The sequence below is a fragment of the Halorubrum coriense DSM 10284 genome, assembly GCF_000337035.1.
Classification (GTDB): Archaea; Halobacteriota; Halobacteria; order Halobacteriales; family Haloferacaceae; genus Halorubrum; species Halorubrum coriense.
Map to the genome: position 1 here is coordinate 159,423 of NZ_AOJL01000062.1, position 18,973 is coordinate 178,395.

Annotated in this window: 14 protein-coding genes and 2 pseudogenes; 9 read left to right on the top strand and 7 right to left on the bottom strand. The window is 53.6% G+C overall.

Annotated features, from left to right (window positions below; all coding sequences use genetic code 11):
• Window positions 1–31: 31 nt before the first annotated feature.
• Window positions 32–1,642, bottom strand: coding sequence for a hypothetical protein (locus C464_RS16545; RefSeq protein ID WP_006114934.1), 1,611 nt, complete (start codon window positions 1,640–1,642; stop codon window positions 32–34).
• Window positions 1,639–2,415, bottom strand: coding sequence for an ABC transporter ATP-binding protein (locus tag C464_RS16550; RefSeq protein WP_006114935.1), 777 nt, complete (start codon window positions 2,413–2,415; stop codon window positions 1,639–1,641). The genes C464_RS16545 and C464_RS16550 overlap by 4 nt, the downstream gene beginning before the upstream one ends.
• 229 nt (window positions 2,416–2,644) lie before the next feature.
• Between C464_RS16550 and C464_RS16555 the strand changes: the two genes are divergently transcribed.
• The 3 genes from C464_RS16555 to C464_RS20020 all read left to right on the top strand — a co-directional run bounded on the left by C464_RS16555 (window position 2,645) and on the right by C464_RS20020 (window position 7,487).
• Window positions 2,645–2,944 carry a hypothetical protein gene (locus C464_RS16555; protein ID WP_006114936.1) on the top strand — a complete coding sequence of 100 codons (300 nt, stop codon included), beginning with the start codon at window positions 2,645–2,647 and terminating at the stop codon, window positions 2,942–2,944.
• Window positions 2,937–4,532, top strand: a complete 1,596-nt coding sequence (locus C464_RS16560) for a methyl-accepting chemotaxis protein (protein ID WP_006114937.1) — start codon at window positions 2,937–2,939, stop codon at window positions 4,530–4,532. Before C464_RS16555 ends, C464_RS16560 begins: the two co-directional genes overlap by 8 nt.
• Window positions 4,533–5,165: 633 nt before the next feature.
• On the top strand, window positions 5,166–7,487 hold the full coding sequence (locus tag C464_RS20020; protein WP_193366025.1) for a PGF-CTERM-anchored ABC transporter substrate-binding protein: 2,322 nt from the start codon (window positions 5,166–5,168) through the stop codon (window positions 7,485–7,487).
• A gap of 128 nt (window positions 7,488–7,615) precedes the next feature.
• On the opposite strand, the gene C464_RS16570 is transcribed toward C464_RS20020, so the two are convergent.
• Both C464_RS16570 and C464_RS18750 read right to left on the bottom strand, forming a co-directional pair.
• Window positions 7,616–8,389 (bottom strand): hypothetical protein, encoded by a 774-nt coding sequence (locus tag C464_RS16570; RefSeq protein ID WP_049911346.1) that lies wholly within the window; start codon window positions 8,387–8,389, stop codon window positions 7,616–7,618.
• 442 nt (window positions 8,390–8,831) lie between these two features.
• Window positions 8,832–9,029 carry a Rossmann-fold NAD(P)-binding domain-containing protein gene (locus tag C464_RS18750; protein WP_152420992.1) on the bottom strand — a complete coding sequence of 66 codons (198 nt, stop codon included), beginning with the start codon at window positions 9,027–9,029 and terminating at the stop codon, window positions 8,832–8,834.
• A gap of 337 nt (window positions 9,030–9,366) precedes the next feature.
• On the opposite strand from C464_RS18750, the gene C464_RS19355 reads away from it, so the two are divergent.
• Together C464_RS19355 and C464_RS17935 are read left to right on the top strand one after the other, a co-directional pair.
• Window positions 9,367–9,507 (top strand): hypothetical protein, encoded by a 141-nt coding sequence (locus C464_RS19355; RefSeq protein ID WP_167539344.1) that lies wholly within the window; start codon window positions 9,367–9,369, stop codon window positions 9,505–9,507.
• A gap of 1,007 nt (window positions 9,508–10,514) precedes the next feature.
• Window positions 10,515–10,875, top strand: a pseudogene (locus C464_RS17935) (IS6 family transposase); the annotation flags it as partial.
• Window positions 10,876–11,218: 343 nt separating this feature from the next.
• On the opposite strand, the gene C464_RS16575 reads toward C464_RS17935, so the two are convergent.
• A complete protein-coding gene (locus C464_RS16575) occupies window positions 11,219–13,624 on the bottom strand; it encodes an extracellular solute-binding protein (RefSeq protein WP_006114941.1) in 2,406 nt (801 codons plus the stop codon).
• Window positions 13,625–14,039: 415 nt separating this feature from the next.
• Between C464_RS16575 and C464_RS16580 the strand changes: the two genes are divergently transcribed.
• From C464_RS16580 to C464_RS17945, 4 genes are all read left to right on the top strand, one after another.
• Window positions 14,040–14,780 carry an HAD-IIA family hydrolase gene (locus tag C464_RS16580; RefSeq protein WP_006114942.1) on the top strand — a complete coding sequence of 247 codons (741 nt, stop codon included), beginning with the start codon at window positions 14,040–14,042 and terminating at the stop codon, window positions 14,778–14,780.
• 133 nt (window positions 14,781–14,913) lie between these two features.
• Window positions 14,914–15,267, top strand: a complete 354-nt coding sequence (locus C464_RS16585; RefSeq protein WP_049911349.1) for an Hsp20/alpha crystallin family protein — start codon at window positions 14,914–14,916, stop codon at window positions 15,265–15,267.
• A gap of 208 nt (window positions 15,268–15,475) precedes the next feature.
• Entirely contained in the window at window positions 15,476–15,904 is a 429-nt protein-coding gene (locus tag C464_RS16590) for a dCTP deaminase/dUTPase family protein (protein WP_006114944.1), read from the top strand.
• Window positions 15,905–16,026: 122 nt separating this feature from the next.
• Window positions 16,027–17,175 (top strand): pentapeptide repeat-containing protein, encoded by a 1,149-nt coding sequence (locus tag C464_RS17945; RefSeq protein ID WP_080510495.1) that lies wholly within the window; start codon window positions 16,027–16,029, stop codon window positions 17,173–17,175.
• Between the two features lie 37 nt (window positions 17,176–17,212).
• On the opposite strand, the pseudogene C464_RS17950 reads toward C464_RS17945, so the two are convergent.
• Together C464_RS17950 and C464_RS16605 are read right to left on the bottom strand one after the other, a co-directional pair.
• Window positions 17,213–17,689, bottom strand: a pseudogene (locus C464_RS17950) (zinc ribbon domain-containing protein); the annotation flags it as partial.
• Between the two features lie 60 nt (window positions 17,690–17,749).
• Window positions 17,750–18,973, bottom strand: a 1,224-nt coding sequence (locus C464_RS16605; protein ID WP_006114947.1) for an RNA-guided endonuclease InsQ/TnpB family protein, incomplete at its 5' end; no start/stop codon positions are given.

An 18,973-nucleotide genomic window follows, 5' to 3' on the forward strand; every position in this document is an offset into this window, starting at 1 on the left:
CGGTCATCCGAAACAACCTAGCGCAGCGTGATCACGCCAGTGTATAGCGTCGGTGTCGCCGAAGCGCATAGCGGTACGAGCCATATGAAACGCCGACCGTCAACAGCAGATACGTGCCGAAAAACACGTTGAATACGGGCGTCAACACGATGTTTCCCGTGAGCGCGAACCACGTCACGAACAGCCCGAGAACTGTTCCACCACCCACGACGAACAGGAACACCATCATGACGAGCGTTGACGGGACAACGGTTTCTGTTCCCCAGAACTTTCGCTCCTCGTAGATTGGATACGCCGAGCCGATGCCGACCGCGAACATCGCCGCAGTGAGACACATCGTCGCACCGACAGCGGCAGTCACCGACGCCTGAGGCACTGTCATTCCGAATCCGATAGAAACAAGCGAGCCAACAAGGGCGACCGGCGCTCCGATCGCAATGCCGGCGAGGAGCCGTCCGCGGACGAGAGTCGCAGCTGGGGCCTCAATAAGAAGCAGGAGCGGGAGTTGCGGCCGCTCGTCACCGAGTGGGTTCAATCCAAAGGTTGCACCAGAGAGGTATGGCGCGAGGACGACACCGGCCCCAGCTATGAGGGGTCCAATGGCGTCGGCCGAGAACTCAACCAGCAGCGTCCCGAACGGTGCGATAAAGAAGACAACGATCAGAAGATGACTCAACTCCGCCGGATCACGACGAGCACGCACGAGGATTCCCCACGCAATACGACCGGCTTTGGTCCACGCGAACGGTCGTGGGACAGAGAATCCGCCACTCGAACGTCGCACCTGTGTCGATGTGTTCTCGTCGACTGGGTCAGTAAACCAGAGCGTAGACACCTGTTTGGTCGAGACAGCAAGACCGATCGGTATGAGTGCGATCAACGCCGCAAGCACCCCCACCGCCGCAAGTGAGATCGGCTGAGAGACCGGCGTTCCAACAAAGGTGAGCCCAACGTATTCGACGAGGGGGTCGAACGCAAACGTCGAGAACAGCGGTCGCGCTGAGATATCGGACTCGACAAGCAATTGCCCAGCGAGCTGCGACGCGACAACGAGTCCGACCATCGCGAAGATACCGACCGGCTTCAGGAGACGGCGAAGCCTAGGGGCCTGCCGCAAGAGTCGTAACACCGCAATTCCCGCAGCGTGTCCCCAAACAGCGACACAACAGATGAGCGGCAACGCGACCACCCCGCCCGAAGCGACGAGCAGTGGTGCGCCCAATCCGAACGCGAACGTGATGACCACCGCCCCAACCGGGATCCCGAACCACAGAGAGAGCCGTCCCATCTCTGCCGTGATGAGCCCGATAACAACAGCTCGGGGGTGAACCGCCAGCAAAACGAACTCCGAGGCGTCGATGTGTCCGAGTCGTTCGAGGGTCCGGAACACGGATGTTGAGAAGAGTCCGAGGGTAGCAAGCGTCACAGCAGGCGCAAAGAATGGAATCGCCGTCACGGAACGTGCGGTTTGCCCGAGGACATACGCCGCTGGCAGCGCAAACAAGAGCGCGCCGCCAAAGACGAGCGCTGTAATCAGGAGTCCAAAGACCCGACGCGGGTTTCCGAGGTACCTGCGGAGGCTTCGGATAAATTCTGCCCGCCCGATTCGGAGTCCGTAGCGAACGTCCTGTCGGAGACTCATTCGCTTTGAGACATCATACCCGTTTCAGGTTCGCTCGTGACGGCAAGGAACGCGTCTTCAAGCGATCCGGTCTCGTCAGTCTCCGCACGAGCTTGTACTTCAGTGGGCGTCCCTTCGGCGACGAGTCTCCCGTCGAACAACACCCCGATCTCGTCGGCGACGGCTTCAACGACCGGGAGAATATGTGTTGAAAGGAACACTGTGGTCCCTGCGTCGGCGAACGCGGTGATCGACTCGCGGATGGTGCGCGCCGCCCGGGGGTCAAGCCCCGACGTCGGCTCGTCTAAATACAGGACGTCGGGGTCATGGAGGACGCTCTGGATGAACGCGGTCTTTTGTTTCATTCCCTTCGAGTACCCGTCGATCCGCTTGTCCGCGTCGTCGGCTAACTCGAACTGGTCGAGGTACTCGTCGATACGCTCGCGGGCATCGGACCGCGAAATGTCGCGAAGGTCAGCGACGTACTCAAGCTGCTCGCGGGCGCTGAACTCATCGTACAACGGTGGCGTCTCGGGGAGATAGCCAACCCGACCGGCGATCGCACGCCGGTCGCTTGCCTCGACGCCACAGACGCGTACCGACCCGCGGTCCGGATCGCTAAGACCAGTCAGAAGCCGCATCGTCGTCGTCTTCCCCGCGCCGTTCGGGCCGAGAAAGCCGTAGACGGTACCATGTGGAATGTCGAGCGTCAGGCTGTCGAGAGCAACCTCCGAGCCGTAGCTCTTCTGGAGATCGGTTGCCAGAATGGCAGATTCGTTGTCGATGGAGGGCATACGCAACGGGTGTCAATTCGGGGACCGGTCGTCTATGCGTTTCGGAATCAGTAGATTTGGTTACCTGAATCAGCTGTACTGACCACAGCCGGTCAGAATGTACCACACCTGAAGGATTTCAACAGGGCCTCTTTGCCTCTGAGACGCAATGTCAAACGCTACAATTCTAATTATCATATATGAGTTCTCTGGGGGAGGTGTTATAATTGCCGTAGTAGGGTGAATAATTATGGCAGGAATTGGTCCGTTCGCAGTCTTAGAGCTAGTCGGGTTAACCGTCTCACTACTGGGGCTGTTCCCGGTACTGCGTCAGCATCGCTCAGATACAAAATGGTTCACCGTCGGGTACCTGCTGTTGGTTATTGGAATGTTCGCCACTAACCTGGAGGCAGTGGTCTTTCCGGTACTATTGAACTTCACCGAGCATGTCGTGGGAATCGGCCTCGCAGGCTTGGTGTTTCTATTCGCGGCCTACGACCGGCGTAGTGAGGTCGCTCAGAAGACAGAGGGGGTGAATACACATGAATGAGGTCACACTTATTATTGATAGCGTTGTGGCACCGGCTGGCGACGCGATTGGAGCGCTCGGCTTCATCGGCGCAACAATCCTCGGGTACAAGAACCAGCGTGACAGTGACGCTGAGTCGGCGTTCTGGATGGCGTTCAGCTTTGCCTCGACTCTCGGCATTGTGTGGACCGCAAGCCTCATGCTTGAAAAAGCAGGAATTGCTCCAGAGGTATTTGATCCGACGACTGGTGCGTTGATGACCTCAACCGTTGCGGTATTCGCTATCGGCGGGACAGCGACGCTAGCAATCGTTCAAGACATGCAGACGCTCGCTGATGATAGGGCACAGCAGCGAGAGGCTGCCGAACAAAAGCGCCGTGAGGCTGAGCAACTTAAATCCGAGGCCGAAGAGCAGCAGAAAGAGGTTGCGGCGCTGAACGCTCATCTTGAAACGAAAGCGCAGGACTACCAACAAGCCATGGAGCGGGCTGCCAGCGGTGACCTCACGGCACGCGTCGATACGAATAGCCAGAACGACTCGATGGTAGAGATTGCTGAGGCGTTCAACACCATGATGGCTGAGCTCGAAGACACAATCATCCAAGTCCGGACGTTTGCTGAAGAAGTGTCTACCTCAAGTGAGGAGACATCTATCAACGCTGAAGAAGCCCAGACAGCCAGCAAAGAGGTCAACAACTCCATTCAGGACATTACCACCGACGCTGAGAACCAGTCTGAAAGTCTCCAGCAAGTCACGGGAGAGATGCAGAGCCTCTCCGGCACTGTTGAGGAGATTGCGTCGTCAGCTAACGAGATCGCAGAACGGTCGCGCGCAACGGCAGAACTTGGACAAGATGGCCAACAGGCGGCGGTGGAGGCGATGGCCGAAATGGAGTCTCTCGAAGAGAAGTCTACCACCACAATTACGGAAGTTGAGTCACTCGCGACCGAAGTGGGCAAGATCAGTGAAGTTGTCGAACTGATTGACGACATTGCTGAGCAGACCAATATGTTGGCGTTGAACGCCTCTATCGAGGCAGCACGCGCTGGCAAGGCAGGCGAAGGGTTCGGTGTCGTGGCTGATGAGATTAAAGACTTAGCAGAGGAGGTCTCTGATGCGACGGACGAGGTTGAATCCCGTATCGAAGAGATTCAGTCGTCCGCTGACACCACAGTCGGGGGCATCCGCGAGATGGGAGAGCGCGTGGATTCGGGAACGGAAACCATTCAGGAAGCTCTTGAGTCGCTAGAAGAGATGGCACAGAACGTTGAAGAGTCTGACAACAGCATCCAAGAGATCAGCGCTGCTACCGATGACCAAGCAGCCTCGACCGAAGAAGTCGCCAGCATGGTAGAAGAGGTGGCAAAGGCCGCAGATCAGGTGAATCAAAAATCTGAAACAGTTGCGACCACCGCGGAGGAACAGACTTCATCGATGGTAGAGATATCTCAGCAAACAGGTAACCTAGCTAATCAGGCAGACGAATTACAGACACTCATCTCGGAATTTACTGTTGGATCCGCACAGCCGGAGATGACCGGTGCCACCGGCCAAAGTCCCCAGCCAGTATCGACGGATGGTGGAATGTCTGACCGCAAATCCTCGTGAACTGCCCCAGCCTACTCGCTCACGGCTGAGGTTGTTCGTTATAACCAGCAAGGAGAATACCTGCGGCTTTAGTCGCAAGATGAATCCGACAATACTTCTCACCACCGCCGTTCGATAGCACTACCGAGCTTCCAATCCGTCTCTTGAAGTGCCAACAATTACTGTACTGTAGTCAGGTCAGGTCGGAACAGAGCGATTCCGAACGACCTTCGGAGGCGCCCCTGCCGCCACCAATGAGACAGTATCCGGAACGCCAACTCGGTGAACGCGAATGCTAGAAGTGTTCGTCTGTACCGGTTGGTCTGAGCAAGCCTCAAAGGTAACTCCGAGTCTGTTGACGCGGCGTTGGCTCCCTGCTGGCACAAACAACAGATGGGAGCCATCGACACCGAGGATAGGAGTAACGGCGGTTTGGCACCGCCAGTCAGCCACCGGTTCGCGATGGGTTGAACGAGTTCCCGAAGAAGAAACCGGAATCCCTGGTTGCGAACCTGAAACTCCCACCGCTCGGGATTCCTCCGTCTTTAGCCGGAGAAGAATGTCAATCAGGCGCCGCCTCGTAGCCACATGTATAAAGAGTACAAGTGGGGTTTTAATAGCAACATTTATTTTGGGAAGTCCCCGCGTAAGTACGTGAAGAAATCGCGAGCAATCCTGCTAGCGGTAGTTGTCGTAACAGCATTTATTGGCGCCCCTGGAACCGCTGCTGGAGCAGAATTCAACAGTGGTGAGTTTGAACAGCCAATCAGTAGCGTATCGCTATCTGATACCGGTGGGGCCGAATCATCACCCAGAACAAATACTGCTACCTGTGATTTTCCTCTTAACCTGACAGATGCAACAGGGACGAATATCTCGCTTGACGAGCGTCCGGATAGGATCACAACGACGAACCCATCAGCTGCTCAGACGCTCTGGGAAATTGGTGCGCAAGACCGGGTTGTTGGCGTAACGCAATTCGCAGGGTATCTGAATGGGACAGACAACAAAACAGATGTCTCGGCGGAATTCGGTGTGAGCGTTGAGAAAGTGGTCGCAACAGATCCCGATCTTGTGCTGGCACCGAACGCGTCGGCTGGTCAGGTTGCGGACCTCCGAGCACAGAACCTTACAGTCTATCATTTCCCGGCAGCAACTGACATTGAGGACATCGCAGCGAAAACAAAACGAACGGGTCGTCTTGTTGGAAATTGCGGAGCGGCCAGTGATGTTAACGATGAGATGAACGAAGCTGTGGCTAATGTTGAGAACCAAACCGCTGATTTCACCCGTCCTAGCACACTTTACCCGCTAGGTGGCGGCTATGTTGCTGCCAACAATACCTTCATCAACGAGCTCATGAAGATTGCTGGGACTTCTAATGTAGCTGCTTCAGAGGGAGATGGATATCCACAACTCTCTGATGAGGTAGTTCTTGAGACGGATCCTGAACTTATACTGGTAACTGATTCACAGGCCTCAATTCTTGAACAGGAGCCATATGCGAGTACCACAGCCGGTAGTGAGGAGAATTACGTAGTTATGAACAGGAACTACCTCAACCAGCCCGCTCCTCGCAGTGTAATCGAGTCGACAAAAAGACTTGCAACTGCTGTCGAAGAACTCCAAACAGAAGACAAAAATCAGGATGAATCCAATAATACTGATACTTGTGGGTTCCCAGCTAACTTGACAGACGCGACGGGAACGAAAATTTCGCTTGACGAGCGTCCAGATAGGATCACAACGACGAACCCATCAGCTGCTCAGACGCTCTGGGAAATTGGTGCGCAAGACCGGGTTGTTGGCGTAACGCAATTCGCAGGGTATCTGAATGGGACAGACAACAAAACAGATGTCTCAGCGGAATTCGGTGTAAGCGTTGAGAAAGTTGTTGCGACAAACCCTGATCTCGTGCTGGCACCGAACGCGTCGGCTGGTCAGGTTGCGGACCTCCGAGCACAGAACCTTACGGTCTATCATTTCCCGGCAGCAACTGACGTTGAGGACATCGCAGCGAAAACAAAACGAACGGGTCGTCTTGTTGGAAACTGCGGAGCGGCTGGTGATATCAACAATGAGATGAACCAAACCGTGGCTGATGTTAAAAATCAGACTTCCGACATAGATCGAGTAGACGCACTTTACCCGCTTGGCGGAGGCTACGTGGCTGCTGATAAGACATTTATTAACGAAATCATGAGAATAGGTGGCATGAATAACGTTGCTGCTACAGAGGGTGAAGGCTATCCACAACTCTCGGATGAAGTCGTTCTCCGGGCAAATCCAGATTTGATTATCGCAACGAATTCTAATCCGCCGATCCTTGATCAGGAGCCATATGCCAGCACAAGCGCTGGAACGTCTGATTCCTATGTGGTATTGAATAATAACTATCTGAATCAGCCCGCACCTCGCAGCGTTATTGAATCAACCAAAGCGCTTGCTGCCGGTGTTGAAAAATTCCAAGCTGAGAGCGGAACTGATGATGAAGATGACGATGGTACAGCCAGTGGCGGCAGCGATGATAGTGACAGCAGCGATGATAGTGACAGCAGCGATAGTAGTGAGGACAGTGGCAGTGGAGACAACAGTGCTGACAGTGGGAAAACGGACATAGAGGAGAATCAAACGTCTACCGACGGCAACGGAACCTCACTCAACAACGTAACAACTCCCGAGGAAAATAGAACCTCTGTTAACAACACGACAGGTGTAGATGACAACGCAACATCCCTCAATCAGAGTCAAACGACTGAAAACACATCTAGTGAACAAGATTCCACAGCAGTGGGATCTGACGAGGGGACTACAGAAACGAGTAGCCCTAATGGAACATCTGATCAAGCGGATAAAGAAGATGACACGTCCGCTAACACGACAGCTGATCAGACAGGATCAGAGACTCCAGGTTTCGGATTTATTGTGACCGCACTAGCTATCCTTGCGTTTGTGTACGTGCCATTACGCAGGTAGAAATTCTAATTGAGAATCTACGACGCAGACCGGCTTTTCACAATATCGTAGAGTAAAGCAACTCCTCGAGTCAGAGGTAGAATAAAAATGATTCACCAACCGATACACCTTATTCACGAGGCTCTCGGCTAGAGTCTCTGTGTCTGTGTGGCATCAACAGGACCAGTTGTCGGCCGACCTGGCCTGGACTGCTCATCACACAACTGGCGGTATGCCGCGGCGATGATCGCGTAGTAGGGCAACAAAAAGGCTGCCGTGAAGACGATAATGGCAATATCAGTTACAACAGGGAGGCCCGCGAGAGTTAACAGGGGTGCGATGGCACCAATGAACCCGCCGAACAGCACAGACAACAGCAAGAGGACCCCGAGCTTAAGCCGAGAACCGCGAGCTAATGCCCAACTTCGCTTCAGGGAACCAATCACCCCTCTGTCTTCGACTGCGACAGCAAAGATGAAAAACAGGAATGAGACGGCAAAGAATAACCCTGGGATCACGAAAAGGACTGAGCCAATCATGATCGAAATCATGACAACCACTCCACCGACGAGTGCGATAAGAGAAGCGCGACCGAGTCGGTCTGTCACCGAGGTAGGAAACGACCCGACCTCGCTGAGTGGTTGCGAAAGCGTTCGCGACAAAATCACGAAGTACGTCGAGCTCAGCAGTACAAGTACACTCAGCGCTGCGAGTGCGACATTACCTGAAATCGGAAGTGAAACCCCAACAGCGCTGCTGTACCCTGTTGCTACCTCAGGAGGGAGGTAACTCAGGGCAGCTGTATTAACCAGTGTTTGTGTTCCAAACTGGATCGCGAGGAGCCCGAGGAAAAGGACCCCACCAGTCCAGGTGAAGATGCGCCGAATACCGTCGCTAACCGCATGGCTAAGTTGGAGGGCCATACATGACTATTTATTCTCGGCCGACTAATAAAATCCTCGAAACAGGCGTTTGAGCTACGATACGAACCATTCAGCGGAGTGGCGTGAGGTGACACAGCAATCAAAATGGACCCTCATTCAATTGCGCCAGTCCATGTGGCACTGAACACGGGCAGGAGGATAACACGTCTGTGCCTGGACACGAGAAAACCAACTATCGGGGGCATCTCTACGGCCTCTTCAAGACGATCAAGCTGGACAGCATAAGCGGATACCGTGTCCAGATGGACGCCAAATGCGTCACACCTCTCGGTGGACCGACATCCTGCGCACAGGCTCTGTACCACCCCGCTAGTCGCACCCAGCAGACGAGAAGTTGCCAGTGAACCGCCTCGGGGTCAAGCCCCGAGGCACTCGCCTTGTTTTCTCTGTAGAATCCTCGCGATTCAACGCCGGGAAGAGATCAACTGTGGAGAGAAACCTCTAATGACTCATCGACCAACTTCTCACCGGCCGCAAGTTCGAATTTTTCCTCATATGTGTTTTCAGTCTCGAGCATCGCAATTAGCGTCCGGGCGACATCTTCTCGGGGGATCTCAATTACGTCTCTATCAAGCGCAGTCCCAGTTTTGTTCCCTCCGGAACCATCCTCGTTTGTCAACAGCCCAGGTTGAACAGTTGTGGCTCTGTTGAAGACCTATTCTTCAGATACATTACTGTCTGGAACGGCCGCTCGCTGAAGGGTCCCTACCGGCGGAAAAGATTCCTGCCAATTTCTGGTGGCATCCATAGCCTCGTGCTGAGTATACAGCGCGAGTGTAGTACGAACCGAGGCCGATTTTCGTGAGAGTGATCGGTCAGTACAGACTGCCGGACAAACACACTGGGCCCATTACAAGGTAACCGAATTTATTACTAAATAATTTCTCTGAAATATAGGGTGCTCGATAAGGCATGTATCCATGAGGATTTATCAAGACAGATTGTTAGACAGTCTTATGAGGGTTTTAGATGCGCTTGAAGGAGAAATGAGTATGAAACAAATGGGGATCATTATGATTCTCTACATGGCGGGGACGGCGGCTTTTGGGGTGTTGGCTGTTATTGTGATACACGGTCTTGGATGGCAGTGGCTATAGATAATTGCTGTAAGGCATTGACGGATAATTGTTAAATCAAAATACAAATACGGGATCTGCGTTACCCCGTATTGAATCCATGACAGTCAATGGTCGGGCACGTTCTATTAGTTGATTCAGGATTCGGATACAGAATATAACGGGGTCGCGGTGTTGGTTAAGTACTCTGTATCTGTCACAGATATTCTGATAGAAAGTGAATAGGTCAGACACGACCTTGCGAGATACAGGGCGCGAGTCGGTCACAGACAAGTGGCCGCTTCTGATGTGGTCGGCTAGCACAATACAGAGATTTCCATCAACAAATCGTCATAAAAGAGGCTCACAGGTAGTTCAGATGATGAGACTTATTATGTTCCATTTACAAATTTCGATCGGAACGTGGGGAAGAGTTGTGCCTCTGACTGACCCAGTTCTTCCCCGCGTGCCAACTTTCGGTTGGCAAGTAGACGGTAGAATTGAGTTTACTTAAATCATATTACTGCCAATGGCCCCGTAGTGTGTAGACAGGTCTCGGTAGCATACTCACGCTCGTATTAATTAATAAATTAGTTTGAGTATGAGAGGAAATTGACCTCTTCTCCCGCGTGAACGCGGAGGAATCCGCCCATCGGATTCGGGCAGCCGATGCCCTTTGGTTCCAAACCCGCACTCGGGAGGAACCGACGACGCACCGGGGGAACTCTCATTTGTCTCCCTCGCAGGGCTGTGGCCTGGCCAATGAGGCCCCATCGGATTCCATGTCATCGCCGTGCGAACCACCGCTAGTTCGCCGCCCCTTGTGGTTCGGGGACGGCATCTCACCGAATCCGTAGCGTCCGTATGGGCAGGGCCACGAGTTTCAATCTATCGGGACAAACGGACNCCCCTTGTGGTTCGGGGACGGCATCTCACCGAATCCGTAGCGTCCGTATGGGCAGGGCCACGAGTTTCAATCTATCGGGACAAACGGACCCAGTGTCGCTCGACCCCCGCCTGAAGACGGGGGTATGCGCTTGTCTCTCTATCACATTGTGGTTGACGAAACGGTGATTCAACTTGATGATGAACAAATTGGCTGTACGCTGCCGTCGATCCCGACTCGAACGATCTGCTACATACAAAACTTGAGCCGACGAGAACAAACGTAATCGCGGATCGGTTTTTCCCGGAACTCGATTTAAAAAACACGACGAGAAGGACGCGATCTTTCTCGTTGATGGCGCGGTTCAACTTCATCGGGCCTGTGAAAAGCACGGCTTCGATTTCAGATACGAACGACATGGAAATCGGAGTAGCGTCGAACGTGTCTTTCATGAAATAAAACATAGAACTACCTGTTTCTCAAACTGTTTCAGTAACGCCGAAGCAGAAACTGCTGACGGGTAGTTGAAATCGTTCGCTTTCCCATGGAATCAGCTTATCTGAACACTACCAGTGAAAGTGGGACATACTCCTTATAGATGAGTGTACTCGAAACAGAGGCCACGGAAACTGAACAAATTACGCCCGAAAACTTCGATTGTAAGGAGACTTCGACGCGAACAGAGATTAACGCTACGGGAGAACTCACGGCGAACACTGTTTCGATGCTCATAGCTTGTGACATCGAGACAAATTCGACGAGCAAGTCCTCTTCGTAGATATCCGAGCTAAACCCGGTCCTCCAAATATTGTGAATCGCCTCAGGGTCAAGCCGCAAGGCACTCGCGTTGAATCTCCTACAGAGATACTATGGGCTGTTCAACAGCCTGTCCATCTCAGACGCAGCGGAATCAAGCGCTTCTTGAGCAGTTCTGTTTCCTCGAATTGTTGTATTCATCGCTTCAGCCGCAACCTCCATCAGCTCCATATTTTGTGGTAGATCAAGTGGCACTGGCGGCGGGTCCGACGGAACACTGTCGACAGCCTGATTGAATGCGTCATCCCATGAACTAGCTTGGCCACGCTGTGCGTACTCTTGTTGGTCTGGGATCCAGTTCGTTCGCGCATATCCAGCACTATCATGCCCTTCCCACTGTCGGGTTGAGAGGAGGAGACTCATCTCGCGAGACGTAGCCCACTGGAGGAACAGCCATGCCGCCTCTGGATTTGGAGCAAACTGATTGATCCCAACTGACCACGTCCAGACCCCAGCTTGTGTCTCGCCATGGGGGCCATCCAATGGCGGGAGCCATTTGGTCCGATTGTACTGTTCAGCAGTGAGCACTCCAGAGGTGGCCGGTGAGTGATAGAGGATGCCGGCGTCTCCTTTACCAAATGTTTCGTTCGCCCGGTACCAGTTTGCCTCTGCCGCATCCGCTGGTCCGTATGAGCGGAGTAGATCAGCATATCTTTCAAGCGATTCGACCCCCTCAGGAGAATTCAGTGTGGCCGTACCCGTGCGGCGGTCAACCCAATTTGCGCCATGTGACTTGAACATTGTCGACCAGTTTGCAGTCGACACCGGATCGGCGCTGCCGCGTGAGCTAATACCGCACCGATCGACGCCATCCGACTCGTCAATGACTTTTGCTGCGTGCGTGAGCTCCTCGAAATTTGTCGGCTCATTGAGCCCGAGTTGCTCAAACGTCGGTCGGTCATAGGCCACACACCCGTAGGAGCCGATGACAACAGGCAGTGCAATCAGGTCGTTCCGACCATAGCTGAGCTTTTCAATAATATTGTCAGGGTAATCCTCTAGATGGTACCATGAAGTATCAGTTAGTGAAGCGTTGCTCCAGAACTGGTTGAGGTCTTTCACCCACCCGCTCTCATGGTAGTCTGAGGCTGCCCACAGTCCAAGCAGAAATCCATCAAATGAGCTCCGGTCAGTCCGCATCTGGTGTTCGATCTGTGAGAAGAGTTCTTCTTCAGGGTAAATGTCGTATGTAACATCGATCCCAGTGAGCTCAGTGAAATACTCAAGGAATGGCTGCGTTGCCTGAGTAAACATATGATCCGACATCACGAAGCTTATTGAGTCCCCCTCACACTGCCGCCAGTCTATTCCAGCAGATCGACAGTGGTCGTTAATTCGCTGTCCCCAGTCATTGATAGCGAACGTTTCAAGTGAGGATTCAAGACTGGTTACATCGCTCTGAAGACCCGACATCTGTGATGATATCTGCCCAGCCAGTTGTGCCTGATTCTCGGTTGCGTCTTCAACAGACTCGATCTGTTCGTTAACCGCACGGCTTAGGTCTAAAACCTCGTCAACCTCCGAGGCAACTGAACTGTTTGACTGTGCTTGTTGATCTGTCGCGTCTGATATCTCTTGAATGGAGTAATTTATATCCTCAACATAATCGACGGTGTCGGAGAACGCTGCCAGTGCTTCTTGTACCGTCTGTGTGCTTTTTTCGATTGACTTGTTTGCGGTCTGTACCTCTGTGACTGTCTCTTCGGTCTCTTCTATGACTGTATCAATGACAGACTCGATTTTGTCTGCGGATTGCTGTGCTTCTCCTGCAAGCTGTTTGACTTCATCAGCAACTACCCCGAATCCGTTCCCCTTATCGCCGGCACGAGCAGCCTCAATACTAGCATTGAGTGCGAGCAGATTGGTTTGGTCAGCGATATCTGAGATGAGATCAACAGTTTCGGCTACGTCTTCCATCTCCGATTGGAGTTCAGTAATCTGTGTAACTGTTGACTCACTAATACTCTTGACCTCGTTTGTTTGCTCAATCGCTTGTTCGGCAGCCTGTCGCCCCTCAGCGCCGCGCTCAGCTGCCTCATCTGCTCGTTCTGCTACTTCTGCTGATTCAGCAGCGATCTCTTCAATGCTCGCTGATAACCTATCTGCTTCATCAGAGACATTTCGTAGTCGCTCTTTCTGCTCTTCAGTCCTGTTAGTAACGTCATCGAACTCCGCCGTAATTCGGTCTGTCGCTGAGTCGACTGTTACACTGTCGCCAGTCACCGTGTCACCAGTTGACCGCACCCCACCAGCAAAAGACCAAATTTCGGCTTGTTGAGACTCAAGTTGTGACAGCATCTCGTTATATTGCGTAGACAACTTATTCAATTCAGCATTTTCAAATGTAACGTCTACGCAAGTTGTGAGATCTCCATTCGCCGCGTCGGCCATACTTTCGCGCAGTTGTCGGATTTTCTTTGCTTCCTCCTCGCTCGGCTCATAGTCGTTACTACTCATTTTGACACCTTATAGAATACGCTGGATACACACAGTTAATGATTCAATATTAGACGTATATGAATGTAGCCCAGAGATTTTCACCAATGATATCCGGACATCTTTGCCGCATTGAGACGAGACACTCCACAAAACATTTCGACAAGAACCGAACGGATCTACTCGTTGAGGCGGGTCGAGGGTACAGTGAGGATCAGCCCAGATGACGCTCACGACCTACAGAGGGTCGAAATGCCTTAGCTAGTGACGACTGGCTGGCATTCATCATGTGTGGGAAGCCTCACTATTTACTCTAAGGGGGATATCACATGAACTCTGGCAAGAAGTTTCAAGTAAGTCGCACACCTCAAATTGCTTGCGATTCCATCAGATTATGTCCAACACAGAGGGCCATCCCGAAACATGGTTGCTTGACATGGACGGGGTACTACTACATGAGGAAGTTGTCCTCCCCGGAGCCGAGGAGTTCATTGCTCGCCTCCGGGAGCAGGAGCGACCGTTTCTGGTACTTACTAACAATTCTATCTACTCGCGACGTGACTTGGCGGCGCGCCTCTCAGATGTCGGGCTCGACGTATCGGAGGAACGAATATGGACGTCAGCCATGGCTACGGCACAGTTTCTGTCGAAACAAGCACCGAAAGCCTCAGCTTATGTCATCGGCGAAGCAGGATTGAAGACGGCACTTCATGACGTTGGTTACACGCTGACCGATTCGAACCCGGATTTTGTGGTTCTGGGCGAGAGCCGTACGTATTCGTTTCAAGACTTCACAACAGCCCTCAGGCTCATCAACCAAGGAGCCCGGTTCATCGCAACGAATCCGGACGCGACTACACCCTCGCCGGGGGGTCCACTTCCTGCTACGGGTTCAGTCGCCGCGTTTCTCACGGAAGCTACCGGTCAGGAGCCGTACTTCATTGGCAAGCCCAATCCGGTCATGATTCGAAGCGGTTTGAATCGGATCAACGCTCACTCTGAGTCCACAGCGATGATCGGAGACCGCATGGATACAGACGTTGTGGCCGGTATCGAGGCCGGCTTGACCACATACCTTGTTCTCACAGGATCTACCGACCGCGACGAAATTACCGAGTTCGCATACCAGCCGACCGAAGTTGTGGAGTCCATTTCTGATTTGATTGAGATTATCTAATCTTCTCGGGGACATCGCCCAGGATGGATAACTCGACAATTGTTGCCAGCCCCGAGGACGAGGACAACTACCAGAGCTAGTAGTTGGAACACTGCGCCGAAGGCTTATCGGCATACCTCCCGTCTAGAATATAATGAGACGGAACTCAGACGATGACGAGGATCCGTTCGGTAGTTCGTTTGGTGGAATCGAGGACCTGCTAGCTGGGATGACCAGCGGCGACGAAGCACCCGTTGATGTCCACGAGTATGACGATGAGATCCGAGTGGTCGCTGAACTCCCTGACGTCACGGCAGACGACATCAAGATCCAATGTGATGGGCGTACCGTCGCGATCTACGCCGCCGTTACGCCTCGGCCGGTCGTGAAACGTGTCGATCTCCCGTCATACGTCAATGACGAGTCTACGGAGTGGAGTCTCAACAATGGCATTCTTGAGATCACGTTGGATCGCGACACCGATCCCGCGAATATCGGCTTCCACTAGTGGAACACAACATCCCCCCGTACGTGGAGAGAGTCGCTTGGACACGGCAACGACGCCACTCTGGTCCAAGCATCCTAATTGGTGCGCTCACGGAGGAGAAGTAGATTATGAACAAGTCCTAGCCGACATGGCGAGAGGGCTAATCGTTATGTCAGTTATTGAATCTGAAAACCGCCTAGTGCGATTTATATATCGTAATCAGCATTCAATGCCAGAATACGCGAACTATCTCGACGGCATCGTCCACGAACCAACCCAGACTGACGGAGACAGGGTTGATCTAACAGTCGCCGAGATATACGAGTCCACCGAGCCGGGTCGTGTCAACTTCGGCGGCGGCGAACTCGAGGCTGCCGCCTCCGAACAGCGGGAGTGCGAAAAGCAGTCTCCTGACGACGAGTACGGGTGGTGGTCGCTTGACCCCGGTACGTACCTCGTCGAGTACAATGAGTCGATCACCGGGAGTGACCTGCGATTCACCGTCCAGACGAGGGATGCCCTGTTAGAGCGGGGAGCCTTTCACCCCACTCTTCATGTCGTGTCGCTCCCGCGAGTTCCACTGTCGGTCGGCGGCGCCGGGATCCGCATCAAAGAGAACGCCCGAATATCAACCATCGTCGACACTGACCCAGTGTGAATTCTCGGCGACAGCTTGACTGGGCTCGCGTCGCCGTCAGGATCGAACGGAAGTTTGGTCGTGGACCGCATATGGCTGCTTAGTGTACACATCTTTTTGATTACTCATTTGTACTCACATCCATGGGGAATCACCTTCTGTCAAGACTGCGGAAAATAGAACCTACCAAGTTTGAACATATAATAGCCGATCTGTGGGAGCAGATGGGATATCAGACGGAGGTCTCCCAACAGTCTCAAGACAACGGAGTTGATATCCGAGCGGTTAGCGCAAAGGGAAAGAAGCATCTTATTCAGGTTAAGCGACATGGGCCTGATTCAAAAGTCACACAACCCCAAGTTCAACAGTACGGCGCGCTGTATCGGCGAGAAAATAATGTTGACAAAGTATACATTGTCACAACAAATGAGTTCACCTCACCAGCGAGGGAAGAAGCTGCGAAGATTGATGTTAAATTGGTTAACGGTGTGGGCCTGGCCCGACTGATTAGCCGGGCCACTAGTAATAGTACGACAGAAGAAACGGACGCTACTTCGGACGAGCAGCGGGTCACCACAGATGAGATTCAGCCCAATGCCGACCTCCGAAATGTGGACCTGAGGGACCGTGAACTCAGCGCTGTCAATCTTTCTGGCGCCGACCTCCGTGACGCCGACCTCCGTGACGCCAACCTTCACAGCGCCAATCTTTCTGGGGCCGATCTCCGCGACGCTGACCTTCGCCGAGCCACTCTTGAGAAAGTCGATCTCACCGACGCTGAGGTTGGCGAGCTCGGCCAAGGAGCAGACCTGAGCGATGCGAACCTGAAAAAGGCTAACCTCACCAATGCCTGCCTCGGTCAGGCGAACTTCACCAATGCCAATCTTCGTCAGGCCAATCTCACTGACGCCCTCCTAACCTATGCTACCTTCTCTGGTGCCAACCTCTGCGACGTCAACCTCCGCGACGCCGACCTCCGTGGTGTCAACCTCACCAATACCGACCTTCGCCAAGTCAACATCCCCTCTGACGCCGATCTTCGTCAAGCCGACCTCTCTGATACTGATCTCCGTAACACCGACCTGTCCGACGTCATCCTCGTCGACGCTGACCTCCGTGGCGCTGACCTTCGGGGGACCGACCTCTCCAACGCCGACCTCTCTCGCTACGTCAAACTCGAGAATGCCGATCTTCGCCACGCCGACCTGTCGAATGCTGACCTCGGCGATACCGATTTAAGATCCGGCGCTGACCTCAACAGTGCCGACGTAGCCGGCGCAAGACTCCCCTAAACAACAGTCTCTCGTCAACTACCTCACCCTACTTCGCTCACCCTGACGGGTTCGCTCGTGGAGGGTGGGGCTTGTCCATGAACTTGGCCTCAAACCCTTCCGGGTGGGCGGTAAATCCGCCGCTCGGCGTCACAGTTCCAGACTTCAGGGCAAGCTGACTGTTGCCTGTCCGCCGAGACGACTGTTGGCCCCGGCGGACGTACCGCATACCAATATTCTTCGCCGCGTTATAATCCGCGTTCGCCTCCGACTCGCACTTCACGCACCGGAAATCGTTGCGAGTCGCGCGATTCTCGTCTGCCGTGAACCCACACTCGGCGCACCGCTTCGACGTATACGTCGACCCGACTTGCTTCACCGAGATACCTTTCGCTTCGCCTTTGTACTCCACTTGCTCGTACAGCGTTCGGAACGCCCACCTGTGACCCCATGGCGACCCTGTGCGGTCGCAGATGTGACTCAGGTCCTCGAACGCTATCACGTCGCACTCATACCGAAGTGCTTCGTCTACGGTGACATCCTCCTCGCCGTAAACGGCGAGGCTTCCCGTGCCGCAGGTGGGATATTTGCTGGTCTACGATACGACTTGTTCTCTCGTCTGAAACCTCCCGCTCTCGCGGTCGAACAAGTGTGTCGATGGCTGTGCCACACAGCCGTTACTCCTATCCTCGCCGTGAGGACTCGGAGTTATCTTCTGGCGCATATTCTCCGCTCCGTTACAATCCGCGTTGGCTACCAACTCACACGACGAGCAGACGTACAGGCCACGCTCGACACGGTTCGATTTCGCGTCGTCTCCACACCGTGAACACGTTCTCGAGGTGTCCCACTCNGACGAGCAGACGTACAGGCCACGCTCGACACGGTTCGATTTCGCGTCGTCTCCACACCGTGAACACGTTCTCGAGGTGTCCCACTCGTTTTCTTTCAGCACCACAACACCGCGCATCTCGCCTTTGTATTCGAGGTACTGGGAGATGCGGTCGAACGCCCACGAGTGGAGCTTCTTGTTCCCCGTTTTGCCCCAGTCCGATTCTCGGACATCTTCGGGCCAGCTTACCGCGAGCGTGCCGACACCGCGTTCGACACACTCCGTGATGATGGCATCCGTCAGCGTGTGGTAGTAGTGTGTCTCACGTTCGGAGAGTTTCCGACGCGCCCACATCGATTTCTCTGACGGGTCGTTCTCTCCCTCGGTGTCGTACTCGGCTCTGGTAAAGTAGTGTTTGTCTTCTTTGAGCGAGTTGCCGGGGTACAACACGTATTCGTCCGGGAACGCGACCGTGGCGATATTTGTAATTCCGAGNGGTGGGTCGGCAGATTCGATCCCGACCTTACAGACGAAGTGAAGTTCCCATTCGTCACCGTTCCAGACGGCACGAACGTTCTGTACGCTTTTGACCTCCGAGAGGTCAATGTCTGGCCGACTCTGGTACTCGCAAAGCAGGAAGTCCGAGAAGTGTTCTTTCAGATTCGAGCCTTTCGAGAGTCGGACGCGGTTGTTCTGGGGGTCGTGTTTGAACCCGTCTTCTTTGAACGTGACCGTACTGCGTGGTCGGGTGTCACCGTGTTTGCGGTAGCCGGGCGGGTTCGCCTCACTGGAGTTGTACCGTAAGTCGAACCACGACTGGAAAGCGTCAGAAAGTTCTTCAATGACTTTCTGACTGGATTGTGCGTTCAAGTCTTTCCAGCACGGCTGGTTCTTCATGTACGATTTCAGCACACTACCGTTCGGGATCTCACCGGTTGCGTCCCAGATCCGGTCGGTTGTCCATCGTGCGACGTTCCAGATTTTCGA